A 20,771-nucleotide genomic window follows, 5' to 3' on the forward strand; every position below is an offset into this window, starting at 1 on the left:
CTTTATCGAATTCTAACAGAAACGATAGATATCTAAATCAGAAGCGTGGTTTTGACAGTAATTTAGTTACTGTTTGGGAGATTAAAATATTAACTTATGTTAACTGCATCCAATCGCAGTGTTTTGGCGGCGACGGCGATTCATACCGGCTCAGGAACAGGTTTACTTCTCTCGTTGTGAATGTTCGTCACTCTCTTTCTGTTCACGTGTATCAGCAATCTTTTTTTCCTGTTCACGAAAGCGATCAACGGCCTTGTTTAGCGCTTGAGTACGACTGTGTTTTTTCTTCCAGACACTCTTTGAACTGCTGTGATTGACAATGCTTGCCGCCACCACCTCTTGTTGCTGATTTATCGCCTGGTCAAGTTTGGCGAGAAATGCACGGTACTCCTGTAACTGAGTGGCGCTCATTCCCTCCCTTGCCATTTGTTTGAAGCGATCCAGATACTCCTGGTGGTATTGCTTTAGCTGCTCCAGCTTTGCTTCTTCCTGTTGCAGGCTTTTCTTGGCCTGTCCCATCACCCGCGCTGCCTTCTGCTCCTTTGTATGAGCAAATCGTTGAACCGGTTTGAGCCGTTTTGATGGGGACATATTCTATGACATCCAATTATTGTTCGATTGGTTGGGGTAGATTAAGCCCCTCAGGTATCTCTATATCATCCATATCTTCCGCAGGAAACAGGGCTTCTAGGTCCTCCATGCTCTGCTCGAGAGTTACCCTGGTATTCATATCCTGTCGTAGGAACTGGCTCAAGGCGGGCATTGCAGAGATAGCAATATCAATCTGCTCATCACTACCTGCTTCATAAGCGCCAACACTGATCAAATCACGATTTTGTTGATAGATAGAGTATAGATGTTTAAACGAACGAGCGGCATCTTGATGGCTGTAGCTGGTGACATCATTCATTGCGCGACTGATTGAGGCCTCGATATCAATCGCCGGATAGTGACCGGCGTCGGCCAAGCGACGGGATAACACGAAATGTCCATCGAGTATTGCCCGGGCAGCATCGGCAATGGGATCGTTTTGATCATCGCCCTCGGTGAGTACGGTATAAAAGGCGGTAATCGATCCACCACCTTTGTCTCCGTTTCCGGCTCTTTCCACCAACTGCGGCATCTTGGCGAAAACAGAGGGCGGGTAACCCTTGGTTGCCGGAGGTTCATGGATCGCCAGGGCAATCTCCCGTTGTGCCTGGGCAAACCGGGTCAATGAATCCATAAGCAGCAACACATGTTTCCCCTGCTCGCGGAAGCTTTCCGCGATACTGGTCGCCAGCATAGCCCCATGCATACGCCTGAGGGGTGGATTATCGGCGGGTACCGCCACCACCACTGCCCGTTTCAGCCCCTCCTTACCCAGGATATTCTCGACGAACTCCTTTACCTCCCGGCCACGTTCACCGATCAGTGCCACTACAGTCACATCCGCATTGGTATAGCGGGTCATCATTCCGAGCAAGATACTCTTACCCACGCCGGAACCGGCAAACAGACCCAGGCGTTGACCGCGCCCGACGCTGAGCAGGGCATTGATCGCCCTCACCCCCACATCCAACGGCTCCCGAATAGGGGTTCTCGCCAAGGGATTGAATGAGGTGCCGGTGAGCGGGCGACGCTCATCGTTGTGGATGGTGCCGAGCCCATCCAGGGGCTTGCCGGCGCCATCAATCACGCGCCCGAGAAGTTGTTCGCCGACGACTGCCTCACAGACACGCCCTGTAGGGATAACTCTTGCCCCCTGCTCCAGACCCTGGATGTCTCCGGTGGGCATCAGATAGAGGTTCTCTTCGCCAAACCCGACAACCTCCGCCTCGATGTGGGTGCCATTGCTGCTGACCACGTCACACTGGCCACCAATCGCGGCCCGACAACCGATCGCCTCCAGGGTCAGTCCGACCATGCGAGTCAGACGCCCCTCCACCACCAGCCCACGGTCATCACCCAGGCGATCCTGGTACTGACGCAGCTTCTCTGCCAGATTCGCCTGACGCTGGGGACCAATGGAATCTTTTGTCATAAAGGATTACTCATTCTGATCATCTATCGAGCGTGCACCTGCCAACAACGGCGCAATCAGGGCAGTGAGCCGGGATTCCAGGGTGCCATCGATCTGTGAGGTGTCGGTCACCACCTTGCATCCGCCACGATTGATGACCGGATCCTCGATAAGGCTCCAACCCACTTCATTGTCCCCCAGGGCATAGACTTCCCGGATCAGCTCCGCATCCTCCGGATGGAGCAGCAGACGCACGTTATTGGAAGATACCGGCAACACGGAGAGCGCTTCACGCACCACGCCGACGATCAGGTTCGGATCACTCTTCACCTCACGCCGTAATAGCTGTTTGACAATTGCGATAACCAGGCTCAGCAGCTCTTTCTCAACCCGGTCATCCAGATCCCTCAACGGCTGTTCAAAATAGGCGAGCAGCTTGTCGAGATGAGCGGTATAGTGTTGCAGATCACGCTGTGCCTGTGCCAATCCCTCCTTGTGACCGAACTCGAATCCCTCTTGTTTGCCCTTTTCAAAACCCTCCTCATAGGCCTGCTTTTGAATCTGTTCCAGGGCACCAGCGGTGGGAGGCGCGCCGGGTGGCAGCAGGGTACGTTGCCCACCCACCTTGCCATCACTCATGTCCGGTGGCAGCCACTGCATCACCTGCTCAAGGTCAGGGTCCTTATCCGATTTAGACGAACTCTTCACCGCCGCCTCCGAGCATTATCTCGCCGGCATCCGCCAGACGGCGCGCAACCACCAGGATCTCTTTCTGGGCAGATTCCACATCACTCAGCTTGGCAGGCGCGGCAGCCTCAAGATCATCCTTCAACATTTCAGCCGCACGTTTCGACATATTCTTGAATATCTTCTCTTTCAGTGCTTCATCGGCACCACGCAGGGCCAACAGCAACTGTTCCGTGCTGACTTCGCGCAGCAGACTCTGGATACCGCGATCATCCACATCGATGAGATTCTCGAAGACGAACATGTTGTCCTGAAGCTCTTGTCCCAGGTCGCTATCGACCTCGATAATCTCTTCCATCAACTTGCTCTCCACGGCACCATCGAGCATGTTGAGAATTTCCGCGGCCGTTTTAACCCCACCTAAACTGGAGGATTTGACATTGGTGGCGCCGGAAAACTGTTTCTCAAGAATCTCATCCAGTTCCTGCAGTGCGGCAGGCTGAATACCATCCAGGGTTGCAATCCGCATGATCACATCGGTACGCACCCGGTCAGGAAACTGACTGACGACCTGGGCCGCCTGATCCGACTCCAGAAACGAGAGCACGATAGCGATGATTTGCGGATGCTCGAGACGAATAAGCTCTGCGATGCCCCTGGGATCCATCCACTTCAGCTGTTCAAGGCCTTTGCTGTTGCGACCAAGCAGTATCCTGTCTATCACCCCGCCGGCCTTGTCTTCACCCAGGGCGCTGTTCAGCATGGTGCGGATATATTCATCTGAGCCAAGCCCAAGCGCCGTCTGCTTCTCCAGGGTCGAGACAAAGTGGCGCATCACGCCCTCCATCTGATCGGTGGAGACATCGGTCAGAGTCGCCATGGCGAGGCCCACATCCTGTACCTCTTTCGGGCCCATATGGCGCAACAGCTCCGCGGCATCCTTCTCCCCGAGCGCCAGTAATAGAATGGCTGCCCGTGAGACGCCACCAAGCTTAGCGACTTCGCTATTTTCTTCGGTTGCTACCGCTTCGGTTTCCACTGGGTTATTGTTTGCCATCTTCTGCAATCCACTTCCGAACCACCTGTGCCACCCGCTTCGGATCTTCCTCGATCATATTGCGGGCCTGATCCAGGGTCTTCTCATAACTGCGCGGCCCCGGCAGATGGAGAGATGCATCATCTTCGGCCAGGGCGCCCATGACACCCCCACCGCCTCCCTGCATACCACCTTCAAGGCTGCCTGTAGCACCGCCTGCCGCGGCAGCGACCCCTTCAGGCATATGTCTGATAGACACCTGCTTGATGAGGCGGGTCATTACCGGTTTCAATACCCCAAAGATTAGTAGCAGCGCGAGCAGAACGCCACCAACCTGTCGTACCGTATCCCAAAACCACGCCTCCTCCCAGATGGGGACTTCCGGTAGCGGTTCCGGTGGTGCAGGCACATAAAAGGCTTCATCAATCACCTGCACACTGTCGCCCCGCTGCAGATCGTAGCCGATGGCCTCCTTGACCAGGTTGGATATCCGGGTAATCTCTTCGGCAGTCCGCTCAATCGTTTCGACAGCCCCATCCTCTGTGCTCGCATAGCGATGATTGACAACCACGGCCACGGACAGTCGGCGCAGACGGCTGGTAGGCAGTCGAGTATGACTGATGGTCTTATCCAATTCATAATTGCGGGTCGCCCGCTTGCTGGTGTTGACCGGTGTACCACCCCCATCAGCGCCGGCGCCGCCTGCCACTTGAGGCGCGGTTGCCGCGGCTGGTGGTTGATTGGATAAGGCCCCGGGTACGCCCTGAACCTCACCCAATACGGATTGCTGCTCATTCACCTGCTCCGATCGCAGGGCTGTGGCATCGGGATTGAAATACTCCTGGGTCTTCTCCACATAGGTGAAATCCACATCCGCGTTAACCTCCGCGCGCAGATTCTCCCTTCCCAGCATAGGCGCAAGGATATCCTCGATGCGCTGCTTATAGTGACTCTCCAACTCCCGGGTGTATTCGAACTGACTTGTGCTCAACTCCATCTCGTGTGAGTCATTCTTGCTGCTCAGGAGTCGGCCCTTGTGATCGACCACCGTGACCTTGGAGACGTCCAGCTCCGGCACGCTGGATGCCACCAGGTGGGTAACGGCTTCCACCTGGCCCTTCTCCAGGTTGCGTCCGGAATAGAGCTTTAACACCACCGATGCACTGGGGAATTTGCGTTTCCGCACGAATACGGACTGTTTTGGATTCGCCAGATGAACCCTGGCGCTCTCAACACTGGTCAGGGTCATGATGGTGCGGGCCAGTTCACCCTCTATGGCACGTTGATAGCGTGCCGATTCCACCAGGCGACTGGTGGAAAACCCGGTATCTTCCTGCATCAACTCGAACCCGGCAGAGCCCGATTGCGGCAATCCCTGGCCGGCAAGTTTCATCCGTGCGTTCTGTAACTCACTGGAGGGTACCATGACGATACCGTTGGCCTGATCGATCTCGTATTTGATACCGGCCTGTTGTAACGCCTGGGCAATCTCGACGGCATCCTTATGGGCGAGATTGCCGTAGAGTGGGCTGTAACTGGGTTTCTGGGTCCACAACACCACTGCCACACCCAATGCAACACTTGCGGCAAACCCCACCATCACCGCGATCACACGTAAAGTGGGATTATCCTGGAGTCTCTGCCCTACCTGAATCTCAGTGCTCGTTTCGGATCCTGTTGTTGCCATTTTTTGCCTTCTTTATTAGATACTTAGATTGGCATATTCATAACGTCTTTATATGCTTCGACGAGTTTATTACGTACCTGCACCATGGCCTCGAAGGAGAGACTCGACTTCTGCGCCGCAATCATCACCTGGGCCAGATCCATATCTCCCTCGCCACGCTCAAAGGCGCTGCGCAGCTCACTGGCCTCCTTTTGCGCGGAATTGACATGATCGATCGACTGCTTCAGGAGTTCACCGAAATCTGCCCCGGAGCTCTCCGATGCCTGGGTTGGTTGATTGGTGGCCTGGGCCGCCATCACCCGCATCTGGGCCAGGACTTGATCAATGTTCATACTGTTACTCATCGTTCTCTTCCCGATTGTTCAACTACTCACCTTTACCACGCAGATTTCATACCATCTCAACCTGGAATGGCCACACCCGCCTCACGCATGCGGGCGATCTTGTAGCGCAATGTCCGTTCACTGATGCCAAGCCGGCTGGCGACGGCCTTGCGGCTGCTCTGACCCTCTTCCAGTGCATCCAGAATCATCTGCTCCTCCACCGAGCGAAGGTCTTCCGGCAGACGACCCGGATTGGAACGCTGTGGAGTCGGTGCAGGTTTCGATTCTGCACCCTCGCTCTCGAAACAGAGTTCATCCGCGCCAATCACACCATCGTTATTGAGAATAAGTGCCCGTTGAATCAGGTTGTCGAGTTCCCGCACATTCCCCGGCCAGGCATGGGCCAGCAGGCGCTGCTTGGCCTCATCGCTCAAGCTCGGGAGTGCCTGTCCGGTGCGGTGATTGTGTTGGATAAGATGACGGGCCAAGGGGAGAATATCCCGCTGGCGCTCGCGCAGTGGTGGCAGACTCAGGGGAAAAACATTCAAGCGATAGAAAAGGTCCTCTCTGAAGCGACCGGCAGAGACCTCTTCCCGCAGTTTACGATTAGTGGTTGCCAGAACCCTTACATCCAGCTCTATCAATTTTCTCCCACCCAGGCGTTCAAGCTCCTTCTCTTGCAACACCCGCAGCAGCTTTGCCTGCAGTGCCAGGCTCATCTCGGATATCTCATCCAGTAACAGGGTACCGCCCTGGGCCTGTTCGAATTTACCGGGAGTAGCCTGATAGGCACCGGTAAAGGCACCCTTCTCATAGCCAAAAAGCACTGCTTCGAGCATATTTTCCGGAATGGCGGCACAATTGATGGCGACGAATGCCCCCTCAGCACGGCTCGAGTGCTGATGGATATAGCGGGCAAACACCTCTTTCCCGGTGCCACTCTCACCATGCAGCAATACCGTGGCATCACTCCTGGCGACGCGCAGGGCAAGATCGAGCACTTCACGGCTGCGTAAATCCTCCGCAATGGGCCCATCTATTACAGGCTCAACATCCGAGCGGATGTGACTCGCGACCTTACTCACCAGCACCTCCGCCTCAAAGGGTTTTGCCAGGTAGTCGACGGCGCCGTCATGCATCGCCATAACCGCCTTTTCGATGCTGCCGTAAGCTGTCATCAACAGCACGGGTAATTCCGGGTAACGATCTCTGATCTGGCGTAACAGGCTGTGGCCGTCCATGGGTTGCATCTGCACATCGCTGATAACCATACCGACAGATCTTTGTTGCAGCAGTCCCAAAGCAGCACCGCCCTCCTCAGCGACACAAACCGGGTAACCGGCAAGTTCCAATGTGTCGCTCAGGGCTTCCCTGAGTGAAGGATCGTCTTCAACAATCAGCACCGTCGCCAAACTCATGACAGGCTCCTCATCGCATCAAAGTGTTCTGAAACTGACCTTCGCTCGCCGGTTGTCCGCGGCACTAAATCGAGCTTTCTTAAAGCCAATGGGAAGCGAAGATGAAACAGGGCACCGCCACTATCGGAGCGGCCGCTGGTGATTTCCCCACCATGGTTCAAGACTAAATTCTGAACCACGGCCAATCCCAAACCTGTGCCTGTATTGCGTGTAGTAAAAAACGGATCGAAGATACTCTGCTGTAGATCATCCGGGATGCCACTGCCGTTATCGGCCACATCCAATTCGATTTCCGATCCGACACACAGAGAAAGACAAATCTGACTGGCTCCCTGCTGAACAGCATTTTCAAGTAAATTGTTCAATAAACCCTCTAGTGCATCTGCACGACCGATCATAATGGCGCGTCCCTGACTCTGATCGTCTATCAACAGCTGCACATCCACATCACTAAGTTCCGGTTCCACAGATGCAGCGAAGGATTTCAATAACTTACCCAGGGAAAGACGGGTATCACCCGCATCCGCACCCCGTGCAAAGAGTAGGATGTCATGTATTTGACGCTCCATATGCTGCAACCTGTCGCGGAGTTTCGCCGTAAACTGATGGCGCTTATGGGGGTTCAGATCGTCACTCGCCAGATGCGAGATATAGAGCAAGGCCGTACTCAAAGGGGTACGCATCTGGTGAGCCAATTGGGCCGACATCTCACCCATCGCGCTCAATCGCTCGCGTCTGTTCAGGCGCTCTTGGAGGCGCCGGGTTTCAGTCACATCGAGTAGCACCAGGATACGCCCCGGTGTCTGTTCCAACTGGCTGGATGAGAGGGTAAGCAGGCGACCACTGCGTAGTCTGAGCTCACTACCGGAGACATCTGCAGTCAATACGTTGGCCCGCATGACTTCTGGCCAGGTATCATATTCACGGAGCTTCCCGAGCAGCTTTATGGCAGCCGGATTGAATTCGCGAACACGCTCCTCCCCATCCAGCACAATTACCGCCGCCGGCAAGGTTTTAAGCAGTTTCTCCAGACGATCCGCCAGCCGCTCCTTCTCAGCGAGCTGGACCATACGTTCACTGCGGGCGGCCGCAAGTTCCTGACTCAGCTCAAGCACTTGATCCTGCAGCTGTTGGTAGGAGCCGGTCAGCTCTTCAGAGAGCTGATTAAACAGCTTGAACGCAGATTCCAAGGCGTGCTGTCTGTCGGCGAGAGATGGTTTGGGTGACACGTCATTCGGCCTCTGTAGTCAATTGAGATAGCTCACAAATGACAAAGCAACTAACGTGCCTAAATAATTATTTCTTTTCTTTCAGATAGTTAGAAAGGGTGTTTAGAGTGTGTGTCAAATTCCCGGCGACTCTGTTTGACGCTGGAGGCCATATTTACGTAACTTCTCCACCAGGGTCGTACGCCGCATATGCAGCCGCTTGGCGGCATGGGCGACAATTCCATCCGATTCATCCAGGGCCTGTTGAATCAGACTCTGTTCGAGTGAGTTCAGATGCGCCTTCAGATCCAGTCCATCATTGGGCAGACGCGGGGCATTCACCGTCGTGCCCGGCTCCTCTCCCTCGATAGTGACTTGGGGTAGCTGGGTCATCTCGTGCAGATCGCCCAGGGGACGGAACTTGTCGGGCAGATCACTCACATCAACGACCCCATAGGGATGCAAAATGGCAAGACGTTCAATGAGATTGGCCAACTCCCTGACATTGCCAGGCCAACGATAGTGACTCAGTGCGGCGATCGCCGCGGGGGTCAACCTTACCGATCCCCGTTTCTCATTTTCGATGCGGTGAATAAGGTCGTTGACCAGAACCGGAATATCTTCAACACGATCCCTGAGGGGCGGCATTTCTATGGGAAAAACATTCAATCGATAGAAGAGATCCTCACGGAAGTCGCCGTTTTTGATTGCCTCTTCAAGATTTCGATGGGTCGCCGCGATGATACGCACATTGCAGGCCATGGTTTTGCTGCTGCCAACCCGCTCGAAGGTTCTCTCCTGCAGAACCCGGAGCAACTTAACCTGCATCGGCATACTCATGTCCCCGATCTCATCCAGAAACAGGGTACCGTTCTCGGCCATCTCGAAGCGTCCCTGACGAGCGCTGATGGCACCGGTAAAGGCGCCTTTCTCATGACCAAACAATTCACTTTCCAGGAGATCCGCCGGGATCGCGCCACAATTGACAGGGACAAAAGGCTTACCCCGCCTCACGGAGTGAAAATGGAGCTTGCGGGCCACCACCTCTTTACCCGTACCCGACTCACCCAGAATCAATACCGTTGCCTCGGAGTCGGCAACCTGCTCTATCATTTTATTGACCCGTCTGGTCGCCCTGCTGCTACCCGATAAGCTGCGGAAGAGTTCAACCGGGCGAGTAGTCTGCACATCCGATGTTTTAAGTTCTTGATAGACCTGGGCCTTGTGTATCAAGGCCATCAGGTCATCATAGACACTCGGGATCCTGATGCTACCGATCAGATTGTCACAGCCCTCGAGTTTTTCCGGTAGGCCACTAAGCTCATCGTAGAGTTGGAAAACCGGCATGCCGGGAAACTTTTCCTGCAGATTCCGCGTAATCTCCAACTGCTGGTCCAGTGCCATATCAACCCCAAGAAAAAGCGCCACACACACAGTACCCTCATCCTGTGAAGGCGGTTCAATTTCAGACAGTTCCGAAACAACGCGCAGATTACCTTCGACAAATCCTATGACATGCTCCAGGTAGTTCTGCCGTTCAGAATTCTGATCGATTAAATAGACGCAAAGATTTGGAAACACTGGACCATCTGTAACTATCGTTTGACCCATAAATCAAATCCGTTTGACAGGGTGTGAAATCAACTTGGTTTGAGCGAAGTTAAGCAGTATTTATGCAAAATGTCAAAATTTCGTCGTACCAATGTTTTTTGTTAAATATTTTTACTAACGTATTGTAATTATTATAGGTTAGCTTGTGGTTTTTCATTTATCATAGAAAATTACTCTACCATTTTAGCTAGCCTCTTTTTTATGTCATTACCTATTTATGAGGCCCTCCAAATTGATCTGTTCTCATTTCCGCTAGCCTGAGAGACAAAACTCACATTATCAGATTTATCTATATATGCCGGTAAAAATCCTATGGGCAGATGAGTAATCATGATATGTTTTCCTAATAAATCTACGTATATACTTTACTTTATACAGGTTGAATCTAAATATAATTCCATGGCAAAACTCACCCTCTCCTTCAAAGGTCGTGTAATCGATGTATTCCATATTGAGAGCGACAAGACTCAGATAGGGCGTAATGAGGATTGCACCATCCCAATCGATAGTCTTGCCATTGCACCTGTTCAGGCAGTTATCACCCGTAGTGATGATCAGAGCTATCGACTCCAGGCACAGGACGAGGCCTTTCCCGTCCTGGTCAATCATGAGAAGTCTGAGACGACCACCCTAAACCATGGCGACGTGATACAGGTCGGAAAGCATACACTATCCTTTGCAGAGGACGTAATGGACCTCAGCGCTGATCTGGGCCAGCCCAATAGTGAGCACCAGGAGCAGAAAGAACCGGCTGAAGAGGATGAGTCGACACCCAAGTCAGGTGTGTTGCAAATTATTAACGGTGATAATTTCGGACGCATCATCCCTTTGCATAGAAATATGACCCGGATAGGCCATGCGGGCGGTGATTGTGCCATGATCGCGCGAAGGGAGAATGGTTATTTCATCTCCTTTCTCGAAGGTCAGAATCCGCCACGCATCAACCGCAAACCGATCGGCAATCAAGCTCAGTTGTTAGCAGATGGCGATGTTATCGATGTGGGTGGCACCCAAATGCAGTTCCACAACTAGGGCTTGTTAACAGGCCCGGGTAGACGATATGTCTGAATCAGATTCTAACGAACGCCGGCGCTTCCACCGCATACTCTTCGATGCCCCGGCAACAATCATCAGGAAACAGACCACCTATACCACTAACCTGATAGATATCTCACTCAAAGGCGCACTCTTCAAGACACCTGTCGACTGGGCGGGGGAAATGGGAGACGAGGTTACCATCAAGGTCATGCTCAATGAATCCGATGCGGTTATATCCATGCATGCGGTCTGCGCCCATGAAGAGAATCAGCATGTCGGCATATTGTGTAAAGAGATCGACATGCACAGCATCACACTATTGCGCCGCCTGATCGAATTGAATGTGGCGGACGAAGAGCTGCTACAACGGGATTTAGAAGCCCTGGGTTAGCCGATCCTTCCCTACTCATCCCCTACATCCTTCTTATCACGCTTGCGTTGCAGAAACGCCGTCAATGCCAGGGCACCAAACAGGGCGTAGTAGATAGCGTCGCCACGTTCGGCGCCAAAAAAGATTGCCCCATAACCGCCAATGGCGGCACCTATCCCACCAAAGGCCAAACCCCGCATGACCCGGCATAATGTACAATTGCGATTATCCACCAATGTCATCAGCTCTATAGCGCCTTGATACAATCGAGATAGGCTTGTTCATCCGGCATCCGATTGGCGGACTGGGCCTCCCATAACATACGTCCCAGACACTCCATCAGCTGATGTTCCACAGTATGGGTCTCTCCGCTACGCCGACACAGGTCTCGATAAAGCTCGCTGATGCCAAGCGGTCGATCAGTTGAAATCTGTTCCAACAGGCTGATGTGCATGGCCATATGCAGAAACGGATTACTTTCACCTCCCTCAGCATGAAACTCCTGTACTAGAAAGCGCTCTCGATCGTTCAACATTGCATGGTATTCAGGATGTTGCGTAATCACGCTGGAGATCATCTTCTCCAGCGGCTCCATCGCCTCACCTGCTTGGTGCTTACGCCACGCCTCAAAAAAGACCTGGCGCATTTGATTACGGTCACCACTGATCATAGACTCAACTTCTACGGCTGCGTGGCATGCTTTGCAAATTTTTCCAGCGCTCCAGTGACCTTGCCCTTGACCTTCGGCCTGTCATCGATTGCAAAGCGATTGAACACATAATCAGGGCTGTTGTAGCTCAACCAGACTTTGCCTTCCGCATCCTGCCACACCAATGCCTTCAAAGGCAGATCGATACCGACACGCTGATCACTCGTCATCAGAGCCGTACCGACTTTGGGGCTGCCGAAGATAATCAAATGGGTGGGGCGCAGAGATTTTCCCACCTTTGCCGCACCGGCCGCATGATCGATACGGTTGAACACCTTCAATCCAGCCTCTGTTGCTGCCGCGGCAAAACGATCAGCGGTCTTTTCCACATCGAACTGACTCCGAACATTGATCAATCCCGCATCCGCCATGGCTATGGAACTACTCGCCAACAACATTAACACTACCAAGATAGAGGTCGTTTTTTTCATCGTCATCTCCTTTGATAAGCCTGAAGCATGGATAAACAGCAACTCAGGCGGGTTTTACTCTGTCTTTTCTCGATATTCGCACAGATCTTCAATAACACAACTCCCGCATCGAGGCTTGCGTGCAATACACGTATAGCGTCCATGTAATATCAGCCAGTGATGCGCATCCTGCAGGAATGGTACGGGAATATAGCGTAACAGCTTTTGTTCCACTTGCAGCGGTGTCTTGCCCGGCGCCAGACGGGTTCGATTTGCAACCCGAAAAATGTGGGTATCCACCGCCATGGTAGGTTGACCGAATGCAGTATTCAATACAACATTGGCTGTCTTTCTACCCACACCAGGCAAGGCCTCCAGTGCTTCGCGTCTATCCGGCACATCGCCCCCATACTCCTGAATTAGAATACGACAGGTTTGCACAATATTCTTGGCTTTGCTGTTGAACAGGCCGATGGTTCTGATATAGCGCTTCAACCCCTCCTCGCCCAGCTCGAAAATCTTCTCTGGTGTGTTGGCCAAGGGAAAAAGCTGTTGCGTCGCTTTATTCACGCTTTTATCTGTTGCCTGTGCCGACAGGATAACCGCCACAAGCAGTTCGAATGGTGTTTTATAATTTAGTTCAGTGGTGGGATTGGGATTCTGCGTCTGCAGCCGCTCAAAGATGGCACGGCGTTTATCTCTATTCATATGACTTTATCGCAAACATTTGAGCCTGATTGACACATTACCCACCACACCCCGACTATACCAAGCCGAAACTCGCTTGTTCCAGTCCGCTGATGTAGGCTCCTCACTATGGCTAATTCTGAATTAAGCGCATTCAGCATCCGTCGACTCAATCCTTTCAATGGTGTTTTGCAGATATTCTCCGCTGCAAATGCCCGCGCATTGAGCAGTAGTGGCGTGGTCTGGGAGATCCAGGTGTTGAGCGACACACCACAAGGCCTATGGGCCAATATGCCATTCAGTGGCAAGCAGTTCTACACCTTTGGACGTTGGACTCCAGGTTCAGGTCTTCAACAAGTGCCTGTAAATCCACTATTTAATGTCCGCGACATGATCACATCGGCAGAACAACTGATCGCTGCCCTGGCTCCTTTGATCGACGATCTTCCATTCCCTCCGGCAGACATCTATGAGCATTGGTTGCTGGACGAACAGAGTCTCAGACCAGTTGCGCTTTTAAACACCTGTCGAAATGAGAATGAGATGCAGCGTCGCCACAACCCGAAATGGATTGCCACTGAACGGGGTGATTTCTCTTTCATCTCTCCCTGGCTATTGGAAAGGGATCAACCCAACAACGATGGGTATAATCCCCGGGTGCACGCCTCCATCCTGGAGGCAACGGTACGACACCGTGGCGGTCAACAGCATAGAAGTGCCTGGTTCAAACATCTCCCGGACGGTAGGTACCTTATCTGCAATGAGTATACTCCCTCACTGGCCAGAGGCGATTTTCCGGAGCTACCCATCACTGAGGATTGGGAGGATGAAGAGGATTCCGGCTTGGTGGCCGACTATATCGCCTGGAGAGCACCCCAGTTGTTACAATTGCAGGGACTCACTCCGGCAACGCGAGAACGTCTTGAACCCATTGCCGTGATGCAGGCTGAAATTGTCGAGCGTCTGTGGCGTCTCTATCCGGAAATACACAATAATGACCTGTTGAATAGTGCGCGGGTTGAAGCAAAAATCCGCTCTGCAAACCGGAAATGAGTCTATGAAGTACATCAATCAATCCGATCAGCTGAACCAGCCTGATGGCGGCCTTGGGATAGTGATCATTAACCTTGGGACACCTGATGCCCCGACAGCGGCAGCTGTGCGTCGATATCTGGCGGAATTCCTCAGTGATCCGCGTGTGGTGGCGATCCCGAAACTGATCTGGAAGATTATCCTCCACGGCATCGTATTGCGGGTCAGGCCGAAACGTAAGGCTGAGGACTATAAACGTATCTGGACTGAGGATGGTTCACCGCTGTTGGCCATTTCCAAAAGGCAACAACTGGCCCTGCAAGAGATATTGCAATCACGTCTGCAGGGGAATATCCAGGTGGCATTGGCAATGCGCTACGGCACTCCATCCATTGCCAGCGTACTCCAGGAGCTACGTCAGAAGAATGTGCAACGCCTGCTGGTGTTTCCTCTCTATCCGCAATATTCAGCCACCACCACTGCCTCCATTTTCGATGCGGTGACCGGGGAACTGCAACGCTGGCGCTGGATACCTGAACTCCGTTTCATACAACGCTACCATGACCAGCCGGACTACATCCGGGTCTTGAGTGAGAGCATACGCACCTACCGTCAACAGGCTGGGGAGGCACAAAAACTGCTGTTCTCTTTTCATGGCATACCCAAGCCCTACTACCAGGCCGGCGACCCCTATCCCGATGAGTGCCACGCCACGGCGAACCGGGTTGTGGAGAACCTGGGGCTGAACAGGGAGCAGTGGCATCTCAGCTTCCAATCCCGGTTTGGCGCCCAGGAGTGGGTCAAACCCTATACCATGGAGACCCTGAAACAATGGGGTGCCGAGGGTATAGAGAGCGTCCAGGTGATCTGCCCCGCTTTCTCCGCCGACTGTCTGGAGACCCTGGAAGAGATCGCCGAAGAGAATCGTGATGCCTTTCTCCAGGCCGGCGGCAAAAGCTATACCTATATACCGGCCCTGAATGACCACCCGGAACATATGCAGCTGCTTGCTGACCTGGTCTGTAATCATGTCTCGGGCTGGCCCGAAGCGGAACCGACTTAATCAAGAGATACGCCGATGGCAGATTACCCCCACCCGGTCGATATCAAGGTACACCAGAAGAGTCGCTTTCTGGACATCGCCTTTGATGACGGCAGCCATTTCTCGCTCCCCTGCGAATACCTGCGGGTATATTCACCCTCTGCCGAGACCCGGGGCCACAGTCCGGCAAGCGCAAAACTGGAGAGGGGCAAAGAGATGGTCTCGATTACCCGGATAGAACCTGTCGGCCAATATGCGATCAAGATCCATTTCGATGACGGACACAATTCAGGGCTCTACGACTGGCGCTATCTCTACAATCTGGGCAAACATCATGACGAGCTCTGGCAAGCCTACCTGGAGAAACTCGAGGCTGTCGGTTATCAGCGCAAGGACCCGGATTTGATCCCCCCCACAAGCTGATATCCGAGAAATTAGCTGCCGCAAGCTGCATCCAACCTGGGCGCGATACAATTTCAGGATGCGAAGAATTAGATGTTCGATTAATGATCTGGCTCAATCACTACTCGGAATGTTGTCATACACTCCATAGCTAAATTAGCTACACTATCTATCTATGTATTGCAGGGTTTCTATGCTTACTCTTGCAATGGATCCTCAGACAACAAACGACCCAACATAATACTGGGGGGATTAGAGTTAATGGAAGAGTCACTGCAACGCCTGCTCGAGGCTGAAACCAAGGCGCAAACAATCCACAGCAAAGCCGAAGAGATGCGCGAGCGCATGATTCAGGAGGCTTTACAGGAGGCCAAGACCAAAGAGGAGCATTTCGAGGCACGCATTCCCGAACTGCACAACAGTTTCATGGAGAAGGCGGAAACCCGCGCTGAACAAACCATCGCGGAGCTAAAGAAACGCTTCAATGAACGCCATTCCCAATTGCGCGAATATGCCGAAGCGCGCGAGGATGATGCATTGGAAGCGGCCTTCAGCGCACTGATCGATCCCACGGCTGATGAAGATTGACCTTAGCTGATGAGTTCGAATAGGGATCAAGCCTATCTGAAAACCCGTGTCGGCGTACTCTCGGCACGCCTGCTGGACAACGCGCAGATCGAACGCCTGAAACAGATGTCACTCCGACAACTGGGGGATAGCTTCGATCTGCAGCCGATCTTTGAGGAATCCATAGACAACCGGCAGAAGATCCGCCTGGTTGAGCAGGCCTTGTTGCAGCGGCTGATGCGTGAACTCTCGGTCCTGCTGCGCCCGCTCAGCGGTCGATCCCGTGGCTTGATGCTGTATTGGCCGAGGAAGTTCGAACTCTATAACCTGAAAACATTGATCAGGGGTAAATTGAACAGTCTCGGGATGGAGGAGATTCGCGACAACCTGTTCGAGATGCCCGAGAACATCCGCCTGCCACACGAATCCCTGCTGCAGGCGGAGAATGTCCTGGAGATGCTGCGTCAACTCGACCAGGGACCCTATGCCCTGATCGCCAGGCAGGCGCGCAGTGTGTACGAGGAGCAGCACGAGAACTTCTCCCTTGACGCCGCCATCGATCGACTCTACTACACCGGCATGCTGCGCCATGCCAACATCACGGACAGCATCGATAAACGCGGCCTGAAAAAGGTGATCGGGGTGATGGTCGATCGGCAGAACATCCTCTGGCTACTGCGCTACCGGCTGGTCTATCGCTTCGTCCCCAGCGAGGCCTACTACCTGCTGATCCCCTACGGTGGACGCATCCAGCGTGAAAAGCTGATGGAACTGGCCAATCTTGATGGTCTGGAGACAATCATCGACCATCTGCCTGCCCCGTTTAAGGCCATCCTTGCGGATGCCAACAATATTACCCAGGTGCGCCAGCGCCTTGACCACACCGTCTCCGACGAATTGCGTAAGTTGATGCACTACAGCCCGGATGCGGTGGTCTCCGCCCTGAGCTATTTGATCATTCGCGACATGGACCTGATGAAACTCTACGCCATTATCCAGGGAAAACTGCTGCAGATGGATACGGAGATCATAAATGAGGCGGTACCCAGCGATCCCATGCATACCGAGGTAACTGAGGCAGGTCATGTTTAGCCCCTTGCCGATGAAGCATATCAGCCTGCAGGTCCTCACCGAGGATCTACCCAGCGCCTCGATGATCCTGGCCGGTCTCAACAGTTTCAGCCCGGACAACCGTCCATATGCCGAACAGGCACTGCCGGATGTTCCCGGCCAACACTTTCGGGAGTGTTATGCGCAGGCGAAGGCGCGCATGGATAAGATCGCATCCCAAGTCGAATTCACCCCCACCCTGCATTTCGGTGAAGCCACGCCAATCACCGAACAGGAACTGGAACAGGTAAATCAGTGGCTGGGGAAGGCGTGGGAGAGCTGCTCCGATTTTGAAGAGACCCGCCGCCGTCAACTGGAGGAGCGACGCAGCATCGATCAGCTGGAGACCACTCTGGCCAATTTTCACAATCTGCACATCGACCTGGGTCAGCTGCAAGGGGACAAGCAGTTTCTCGAAACCACCATTGGCATGGTGCCCCGCAACCAAGTAAGCCAACTTAAGGATGCCCTGGGACTGGACAACTATCTGCTCTTTCCCTTTCATGAAAGCGAGAATGAGAGTCATGTGATCATCGTCGGCATAGGAGGTCGTGAAGGCTCGAAACTGAAATCGGTACTCGATACTGCCGGATTCAGGCCCCTGGATATTCCACCGGAGCTGCATGCCCATCCTGAAGCCGCCAAGAGCCGTCTCATGCAACGCTTGGCAGCGGTGGAAGAGGCGCAGAAAACCCTGGAACAGAGTATCAGCGCCTGGAGCGAATCCTCCGGCCAGGAGCTGCAGAAAGCGGCCCGCATCCTCCACCTGGCCGCACCCTATGTAGCCCTTGGAGAGGCCGCCCGCCACCGTGGCAACCTTTCCCGTTTACAGGGGTGGGTCCCCGCCGAGGATATAACCCTGGTGGAAAACACATTAAGGGAGAAGCTTCCCAATACCTTCGTCCTGGAGAGCCGCGATCCGAAACCGGAGGAACGCGGACTGGTACCATCGGTGATGCGGCATAACCGGCTGTTCAGACCCTTCTCCTCATTGGTGATGCAATATGGTGTTCCCCGCTATGGCGAGGTCAATCCCACCCAGCTTTTCGCCCTCACCTATACCCTTATGTTCGGCATGATGTTCGGCGATGTGGGGCATGGTGCAGTGATTATCGCCGTCTCCCTGCTGATGCGGCACAAGCTCGGAAGCTTTACGCCTTTTGGCGTCGTCGCCGGTCTCTCATCGATCCTGTTCGGCTTTCTCTACGGCAGTATCTTCGGCTACGAGCATATCCTGCATGCACTCTGGATAGCCCCCCTCACCGATCCTCTCTACATGCTTACCGTGGCACTGTTGTGGGGAGTTGGCTTTATCGTCCTGGTGACCCTGTTGAATATCTTCAACCACGTGATGATAGGTGACCGCATCGGCGCCCTGTTCGGTGATAACGGCCTGCTCTCACTGCTACTCTATACCGGTCTGTTGGGAACAGGCTACAGCTTCTACAGCAGTGGCAGCGTCTCTGCTTTTTGGGGCACCCTGGCGATCCTTACCCTGATCGGCATCTTTGCCCACAAACTGGTGGAGCAGGAGGCCTCGATTGGCGAGCGAATCCTGGTGGCCTTCATCGAGACCTTCGAGACAATTACCGGGTATGCGTCCAACACCCTCTCCTTCCTGCGTGTCGCTGCCTTCAGTCTGAACCATGTGGCCTTGGCGATCGCGGTCTTCACCCTGGCCAACATGATGGGTGACATGGGCCACTGGATCACGGTAATCCTGGGTAATATATTTATCCTGGTCCTGGAGGGCCTGATCGTTGCCATCCAGGTACTGCGTCTTGAATTCTATGAAGGCTTTTCACGTTTCTATTCGGGGGATGGGAAGGCGTTTAAACCTTTAACTCTATGAGTTAAAAGTTTTGAGTTATGAGTTTTTAGTTTTGAGTTATCAGATTGCAGTAACGCTTCATGTTCAGGGCATCGTGAGTTAATCCAAACTGACGTGAGCGAAGCGAACACATCAACTTAAAACTAAAAACTCAAAACTTAAAACTCAACAAAAAAGAGGAGCAAGTTATGTATTGGCTTATCGCAGTAATGACCCTGGGTATCGCCGGCATCATCATCACCGGCGTTATCATGGAGATGCAGCCGGCCAAGGTGAGCAAGCCATGGTTCAAGCCGACCATCGGCATCAACCTGTTGGTCTTTGTCGCCGCCCAGGCGGCACTGATCTTCATGGGGGCCAACGAGGTAATGGCCGCCACAGAGGTAGCCGAAGCGGGCGGTGAGATATCCATAGGCCTCGGCCTCGGCATCATCGGTGTGGGCATACCGACTGCGCTCAGTACCATCGGCGCGGGTATTGCAGTGGGGCCCATCGGTGCAGCATCGCTGGCCGTATTGGCTGAGAAACCGGAGATCTTCGGCCGCACCCTGATCTATCTCGGCCTGGCGGAAGGTATCGCCATCTACGGCCTGGTAATGAGTATTCTGTTGCTGGATAAGATCTGAAAGTGTCGGATACAACAGCACACAGGGTCAGAAAGATCTTCGTCGGCAGTCATGCCCTGACAGACGGCTTCCGTCTGATCGGTTTTGAAACCCTGACCGAGCCGGACAGCGGCAAAATGGATGAATTACTGTCCCAACTGCTGCAGGAGAGGGAGCGGGCGCTGCTGATAATCGAGCAGTCCATGAATCAGCTCGGCTCCAAACTGCTGGATCAGATTCGCAGTGAAGGCGGGCGTATCGTCCTGTCCGAGGTCCCATCTTTGCACGATCCCGAAGAGTTCCATTCCGACCTGGACGGTCAACTGAAAAAACTGACTGGTGGATAACACAGGAGAGCGACATTGAATCAGGTTGAAGCGCTTGAAAAAGCGATCCTTGAACGGGCCGAACTGATGGCCAACGAGTGTCATAGCCGAGCCGAAGCGGGACGCAAGAATATCCTGCGAGAAGCCAGCGAACGTCTTCACCTACGCGAGGAGAAGGAGACCCTGCTGGCCAAATCCCTGGCGGACAGGGCCTATTTGCGTAAGGTTCAGGCCGATGAGTTGAAACTGCACAGCAAGATGGACCATATGCGCTGGAACCTGGTGCAGGTGGTGGTCGACCGCTTGCAGCAGAAGATGCAGGCCCTGACCCAGGACGAGGAAAAATATTTTGAGTTGATAACGGCATTTCTACAACAGGCGGCAGCACAGATTGAAGAAAAACAGCTGCTGGTATCGGTCAACGCCAATGACCTGCGCCGTCTGAAAACAAAATGGGATCAACTCACCTCGAATCTGGTGGCGGGTAAGACCTTCGAGCTGCAGGAAGAGAGCATCGAAACCATAGGAGGCTGCCTGATCACCACAGCCGACAATCGCGTACAGATCGATCATACCTTCGAGGGCCGACTCGCCCGCCTGGAACGCAAGGTGCACCAGGCAATGGTGGAAAGGCTGCTACCCCCGATCAGTGATGGACAGGCACTTTGAC

At 53.5% G+C, this 20,771-nt stretch carries 24 protein-coding genes; 11 read left to right on the forward strand and 13 right to left on the reverse strand.

Annotated elements, in window-relative coordinates:
- Window positions 1–162: 162 nt before the first annotated feature.
- From fliJ to R2K28_RS10955, 9 genes are all read right to left on the reverse strand, one after another.
- A complete protein-coding gene (gene fliJ, locus R2K28_RS10915; protein ID WP_316364352.1) occupies window positions 163–591 on the reverse strand; it encodes a flagellar export protein FliJ in 429 nt (142 codons plus the stop codon).
- 16 nt (window positions 592–607) lie between these two features.
- Window positions 608–2,023: a flagellar protein export ATPase FliI gene (gene fliI, locus R2K28_RS10920; protein WP_316364353.1), complete on the reverse strand. Its 1,416-nt coding sequence runs from the start codon at window positions 2,021–2,023 to the stop codon at window positions 608–610.
- Window positions 2,024–2,029: 6 nt separating this feature from the next.
- Entirely contained in the window at window positions 2,030–2,710 is a 681-nt protein-coding gene (locus tag R2K28_RS10925) for a flagellar assembly protein FliH (protein WP_116476223.1), read from the reverse strand.
- Window positions 2,694–3,746, reverse strand: coding sequence for a flagellar motor switch protein FliG (gene fliG / locus R2K28_RS10930; RefSeq protein ID WP_316364354.1), 1,053 nt, complete (start codon window positions 3,744–3,746; stop codon window positions 2,694–2,696). Before fliG ends, R2K28_RS10925 begins: the two co-directional genes overlap by 17 nt.
- The gene (fliF, locus tag R2K28_RS10935; protein WP_316364355.1) at window positions 3,733–5,412 is read right to left on the reverse strand and encodes a flagellar basal-body MS-ring/collar protein FliF; all 1,680 of its coding nucleotides are present in this window, start codon (window positions 5,410–5,412) and stop codon (window positions 3,733–3,735) included. The genes fliG and fliF overlap by 14 nt, the downstream gene beginning before the upstream one ends.
- Before the next feature lie 23 nt (window positions 5,413–5,435).
- Window positions 5,436–5,744, reverse strand: a complete 309-nt coding sequence (gene fliE, locus R2K28_RS10940; RefSeq protein ID WP_316364356.1) for a flagellar hook-basal body complex protein FliE — start codon at window positions 5,742–5,744, stop codon at window positions 5,436–5,438.
- A 68-nt stretch (window positions 5,745–5,812) separates the two neighbouring features.
- Window positions 5,813–7,153: a sigma-54-dependent transcriptional regulator gene (locus tag R2K28_RS10945; protein WP_316364357.1), complete on the reverse strand. Its 1,341-nt coding sequence runs from the start codon at window positions 7,151–7,153 to the stop codon at window positions 5,813–5,815.
- Window positions 7,150–8,382: a sensor histidine kinase gene (locus R2K28_RS10950; protein ID WP_316364358.1), complete on the reverse strand. Its 1,233-nt coding sequence runs from the start codon at window positions 8,380–8,382 to the stop codon at window positions 7,150–7,152. Before R2K28_RS10950 ends, R2K28_RS10945 begins: the two co-directional genes overlap by 4 nt.
- Window positions 8,383–8,496: 114 nt before the next feature.
- Window positions 8,497–9,972, reverse strand: coding sequence for a sigma-54 dependent transcriptional regulator (locus tag R2K28_RS10955; protein ID WP_316364359.1), 1,476 nt, complete (start codon window positions 9,970–9,972; stop codon window positions 8,497–8,499).
- Window positions 9,973–10,371: 399 nt separating this feature from the next.
- Between R2K28_RS10955 and R2K28_RS10960 the strand changes: the two genes are divergently transcribed.
- The gene (locus tag R2K28_RS10960) at window positions 10,372–11,004 is read left to right on the forward strand and encodes an FHA domain-containing protein (RefSeq protein WP_316364360.1); all 633 of its coding nucleotides are present in this window, start codon (window positions 10,372–10,374) and stop codon (window positions 11,002–11,004) included.
- A gap of 28 nt (window positions 11,005–11,032) precedes the next feature.
- Complete coding sequence (locus tag R2K28_RS10965) at window positions 11,033–11,401, forward strand: PilZ domain-containing protein (RefSeq protein ID WP_316364361.1); 369 nt, start codon at window positions 11,033–11,035, stop codon at window positions 11,399–11,401.
- Between the two features lie 11 nt (window positions 11,402–11,412).
- Here the strand turns inward: R2K28_RS10965 and R2K28_RS10970 are convergent, their stop codons facing one another.
- Genes R2K28_RS10970 through nth form a run of 4 tightly spaced genes read right to left on the reverse strand, consistent with a single transcriptional unit; the run spans window position 11,413 to window position 13,207 of the window.
- Window positions 11,413–11,622 carry a hypothetical protein gene (locus R2K28_RS10970; protein ID WP_316364362.1) on the reverse strand — a complete coding sequence of 70 codons (210 nt, stop codon included), beginning with the start codon at window positions 11,620–11,622 and terminating at the stop codon, window positions 11,413–11,415.
- A 5-nt stretch (window positions 11,623–11,627) separates the two neighbouring features.
- Window positions 11,628–12,050 carry a DUF1841 family protein gene (locus R2K28_RS10975; protein WP_442871392.1) on the reverse strand — a complete coding sequence of 141 codons (423 nt, stop codon included), beginning with the start codon at window positions 12,048–12,050 and terminating at the stop codon, window positions 11,628–11,630.
- An 11-nt stretch (window positions 12,051–12,061) separates the two neighbouring features.
- Window positions 12,062–12,520 (reverse strand): DUF302 domain-containing protein, encoded by a 459-nt coding sequence (locus R2K28_RS10980; RefSeq protein ID WP_316364363.1) that lies wholly within the window; start codon window positions 12,518–12,520, stop codon window positions 12,062–12,064.
- Between the two features lie 54 nt (window positions 12,521–12,574).
- Entirely contained in the window at window positions 12,575–13,207 is a 633-nt protein-coding gene (nth, locus tag R2K28_RS10985; RefSeq protein WP_316364364.1) for an endonuclease III, read from the reverse strand.
- A 108-nt stretch (window positions 13,208–13,315) separates the two neighbouring features.
- Between nth and R2K28_RS10990 the strand changes: the two genes are divergently transcribed.
- The 9 genes from R2K28_RS10990 to R2K28_RS11030 all read left to right on the forward strand — a co-directional run bounded on the left by R2K28_RS10990 (window position 13,316) and on the right by R2K28_RS11030 (window position 20,770).
- Window positions 13,316–14,239: a hypothetical protein gene (locus tag R2K28_RS10990; RefSeq protein ID WP_316364365.1), complete on the forward strand. Its 924-nt coding sequence runs from the start codon at window positions 13,316–13,318 to the stop codon at window positions 14,237–14,239.
- Between the two features lie 4 nt (window positions 14,240–14,243).
- The gene (gene hemH / locus R2K28_RS10995; protein WP_316364366.1) at window positions 14,244–15,281 is read left to right on the forward strand and encodes a ferrochelatase; all 1,038 of its coding nucleotides are present in this window, start codon (window positions 14,244–14,246) and stop codon (window positions 15,279–15,281) included.
- A gap of 15 nt (window positions 15,282–15,296) precedes the next feature.
- On the forward strand, window positions 15,297–15,683 hold the full coding sequence (locus R2K28_RS11000; RefSeq protein ID WP_316364367.1) for a DUF971 domain-containing protein: 387 nt from the start codon (window positions 15,297–15,299) through the stop codon (window positions 15,681–15,683).
- Between the two features lie 240 nt (window positions 15,684–15,923).
- Window positions 15,924–16,250, forward strand: a complete 327-nt coding sequence (locus R2K28_RS11005; RefSeq protein WP_116444530.1) for an ATPase — start codon at window positions 15,924–15,926, stop codon at window positions 16,248–16,250.
- 9 nt (window positions 16,251–16,259) lie between these two features.
- Window positions 16,260–17,321, forward strand: coding sequence for a V-type ATPase subunit (locus R2K28_RS11010; RefSeq protein ID WP_316364368.1), 1,062 nt, complete (start codon window positions 16,260–16,262; stop codon window positions 17,319–17,321).
- Window positions 17,314–19,191 carry a V-type ATP synthase subunit I gene (locus R2K28_RS11015; protein ID WP_316364369.1) on the forward strand — a complete coding sequence of 626 codons (1,878 nt, stop codon included), beginning with the start codon at window positions 17,314–17,316 and terminating at the stop codon, window positions 19,189–19,191. The genes R2K28_RS11010 and R2K28_RS11015 overlap by 8 nt, the downstream gene beginning before the upstream one ends.
- 167 nt (window positions 19,192–19,358) lie before the next feature.
- Complete coding sequence (locus R2K28_RS11020; RefSeq protein WP_316364370.1) at window positions 19,359–19,796, forward strand: ATP synthase subunit C; 438 nt, start codon at window positions 19,359–19,361, stop codon at window positions 19,794–19,796.
- 2 nt (window positions 19,797–19,798) lie between these two features.
- Window positions 19,799–20,122, forward strand: coding sequence for a V-type ATP synthase subunit F (locus R2K28_RS11025; RefSeq protein WP_316364371.1), 324 nt, complete (start codon window positions 19,799–19,801; stop codon window positions 20,120–20,122).
- A 15-nt stretch (window positions 20,123–20,137) separates the two neighbouring features.
- Window positions 20,138–20,770, forward strand: a complete 633-nt coding sequence (locus R2K28_RS11030; RefSeq protein ID WP_316364372.1) for a V-type ATP synthase subunit E — start codon at window positions 20,138–20,140, stop codon at window positions 20,768–20,770.
- Window position 20,771 lies beyond the last annotated feature (1 nt).

Origin of the sequence: Candidatus Thiodiazotropha sp. CDECU1, from assembly GCF_963455295.1 — a bacterium.
Lineage (GTDB): Bacteria > Pseudomonadota > Gammaproteobacteria > Chromatiales > Chromatiaceae > Thiodiazotropha.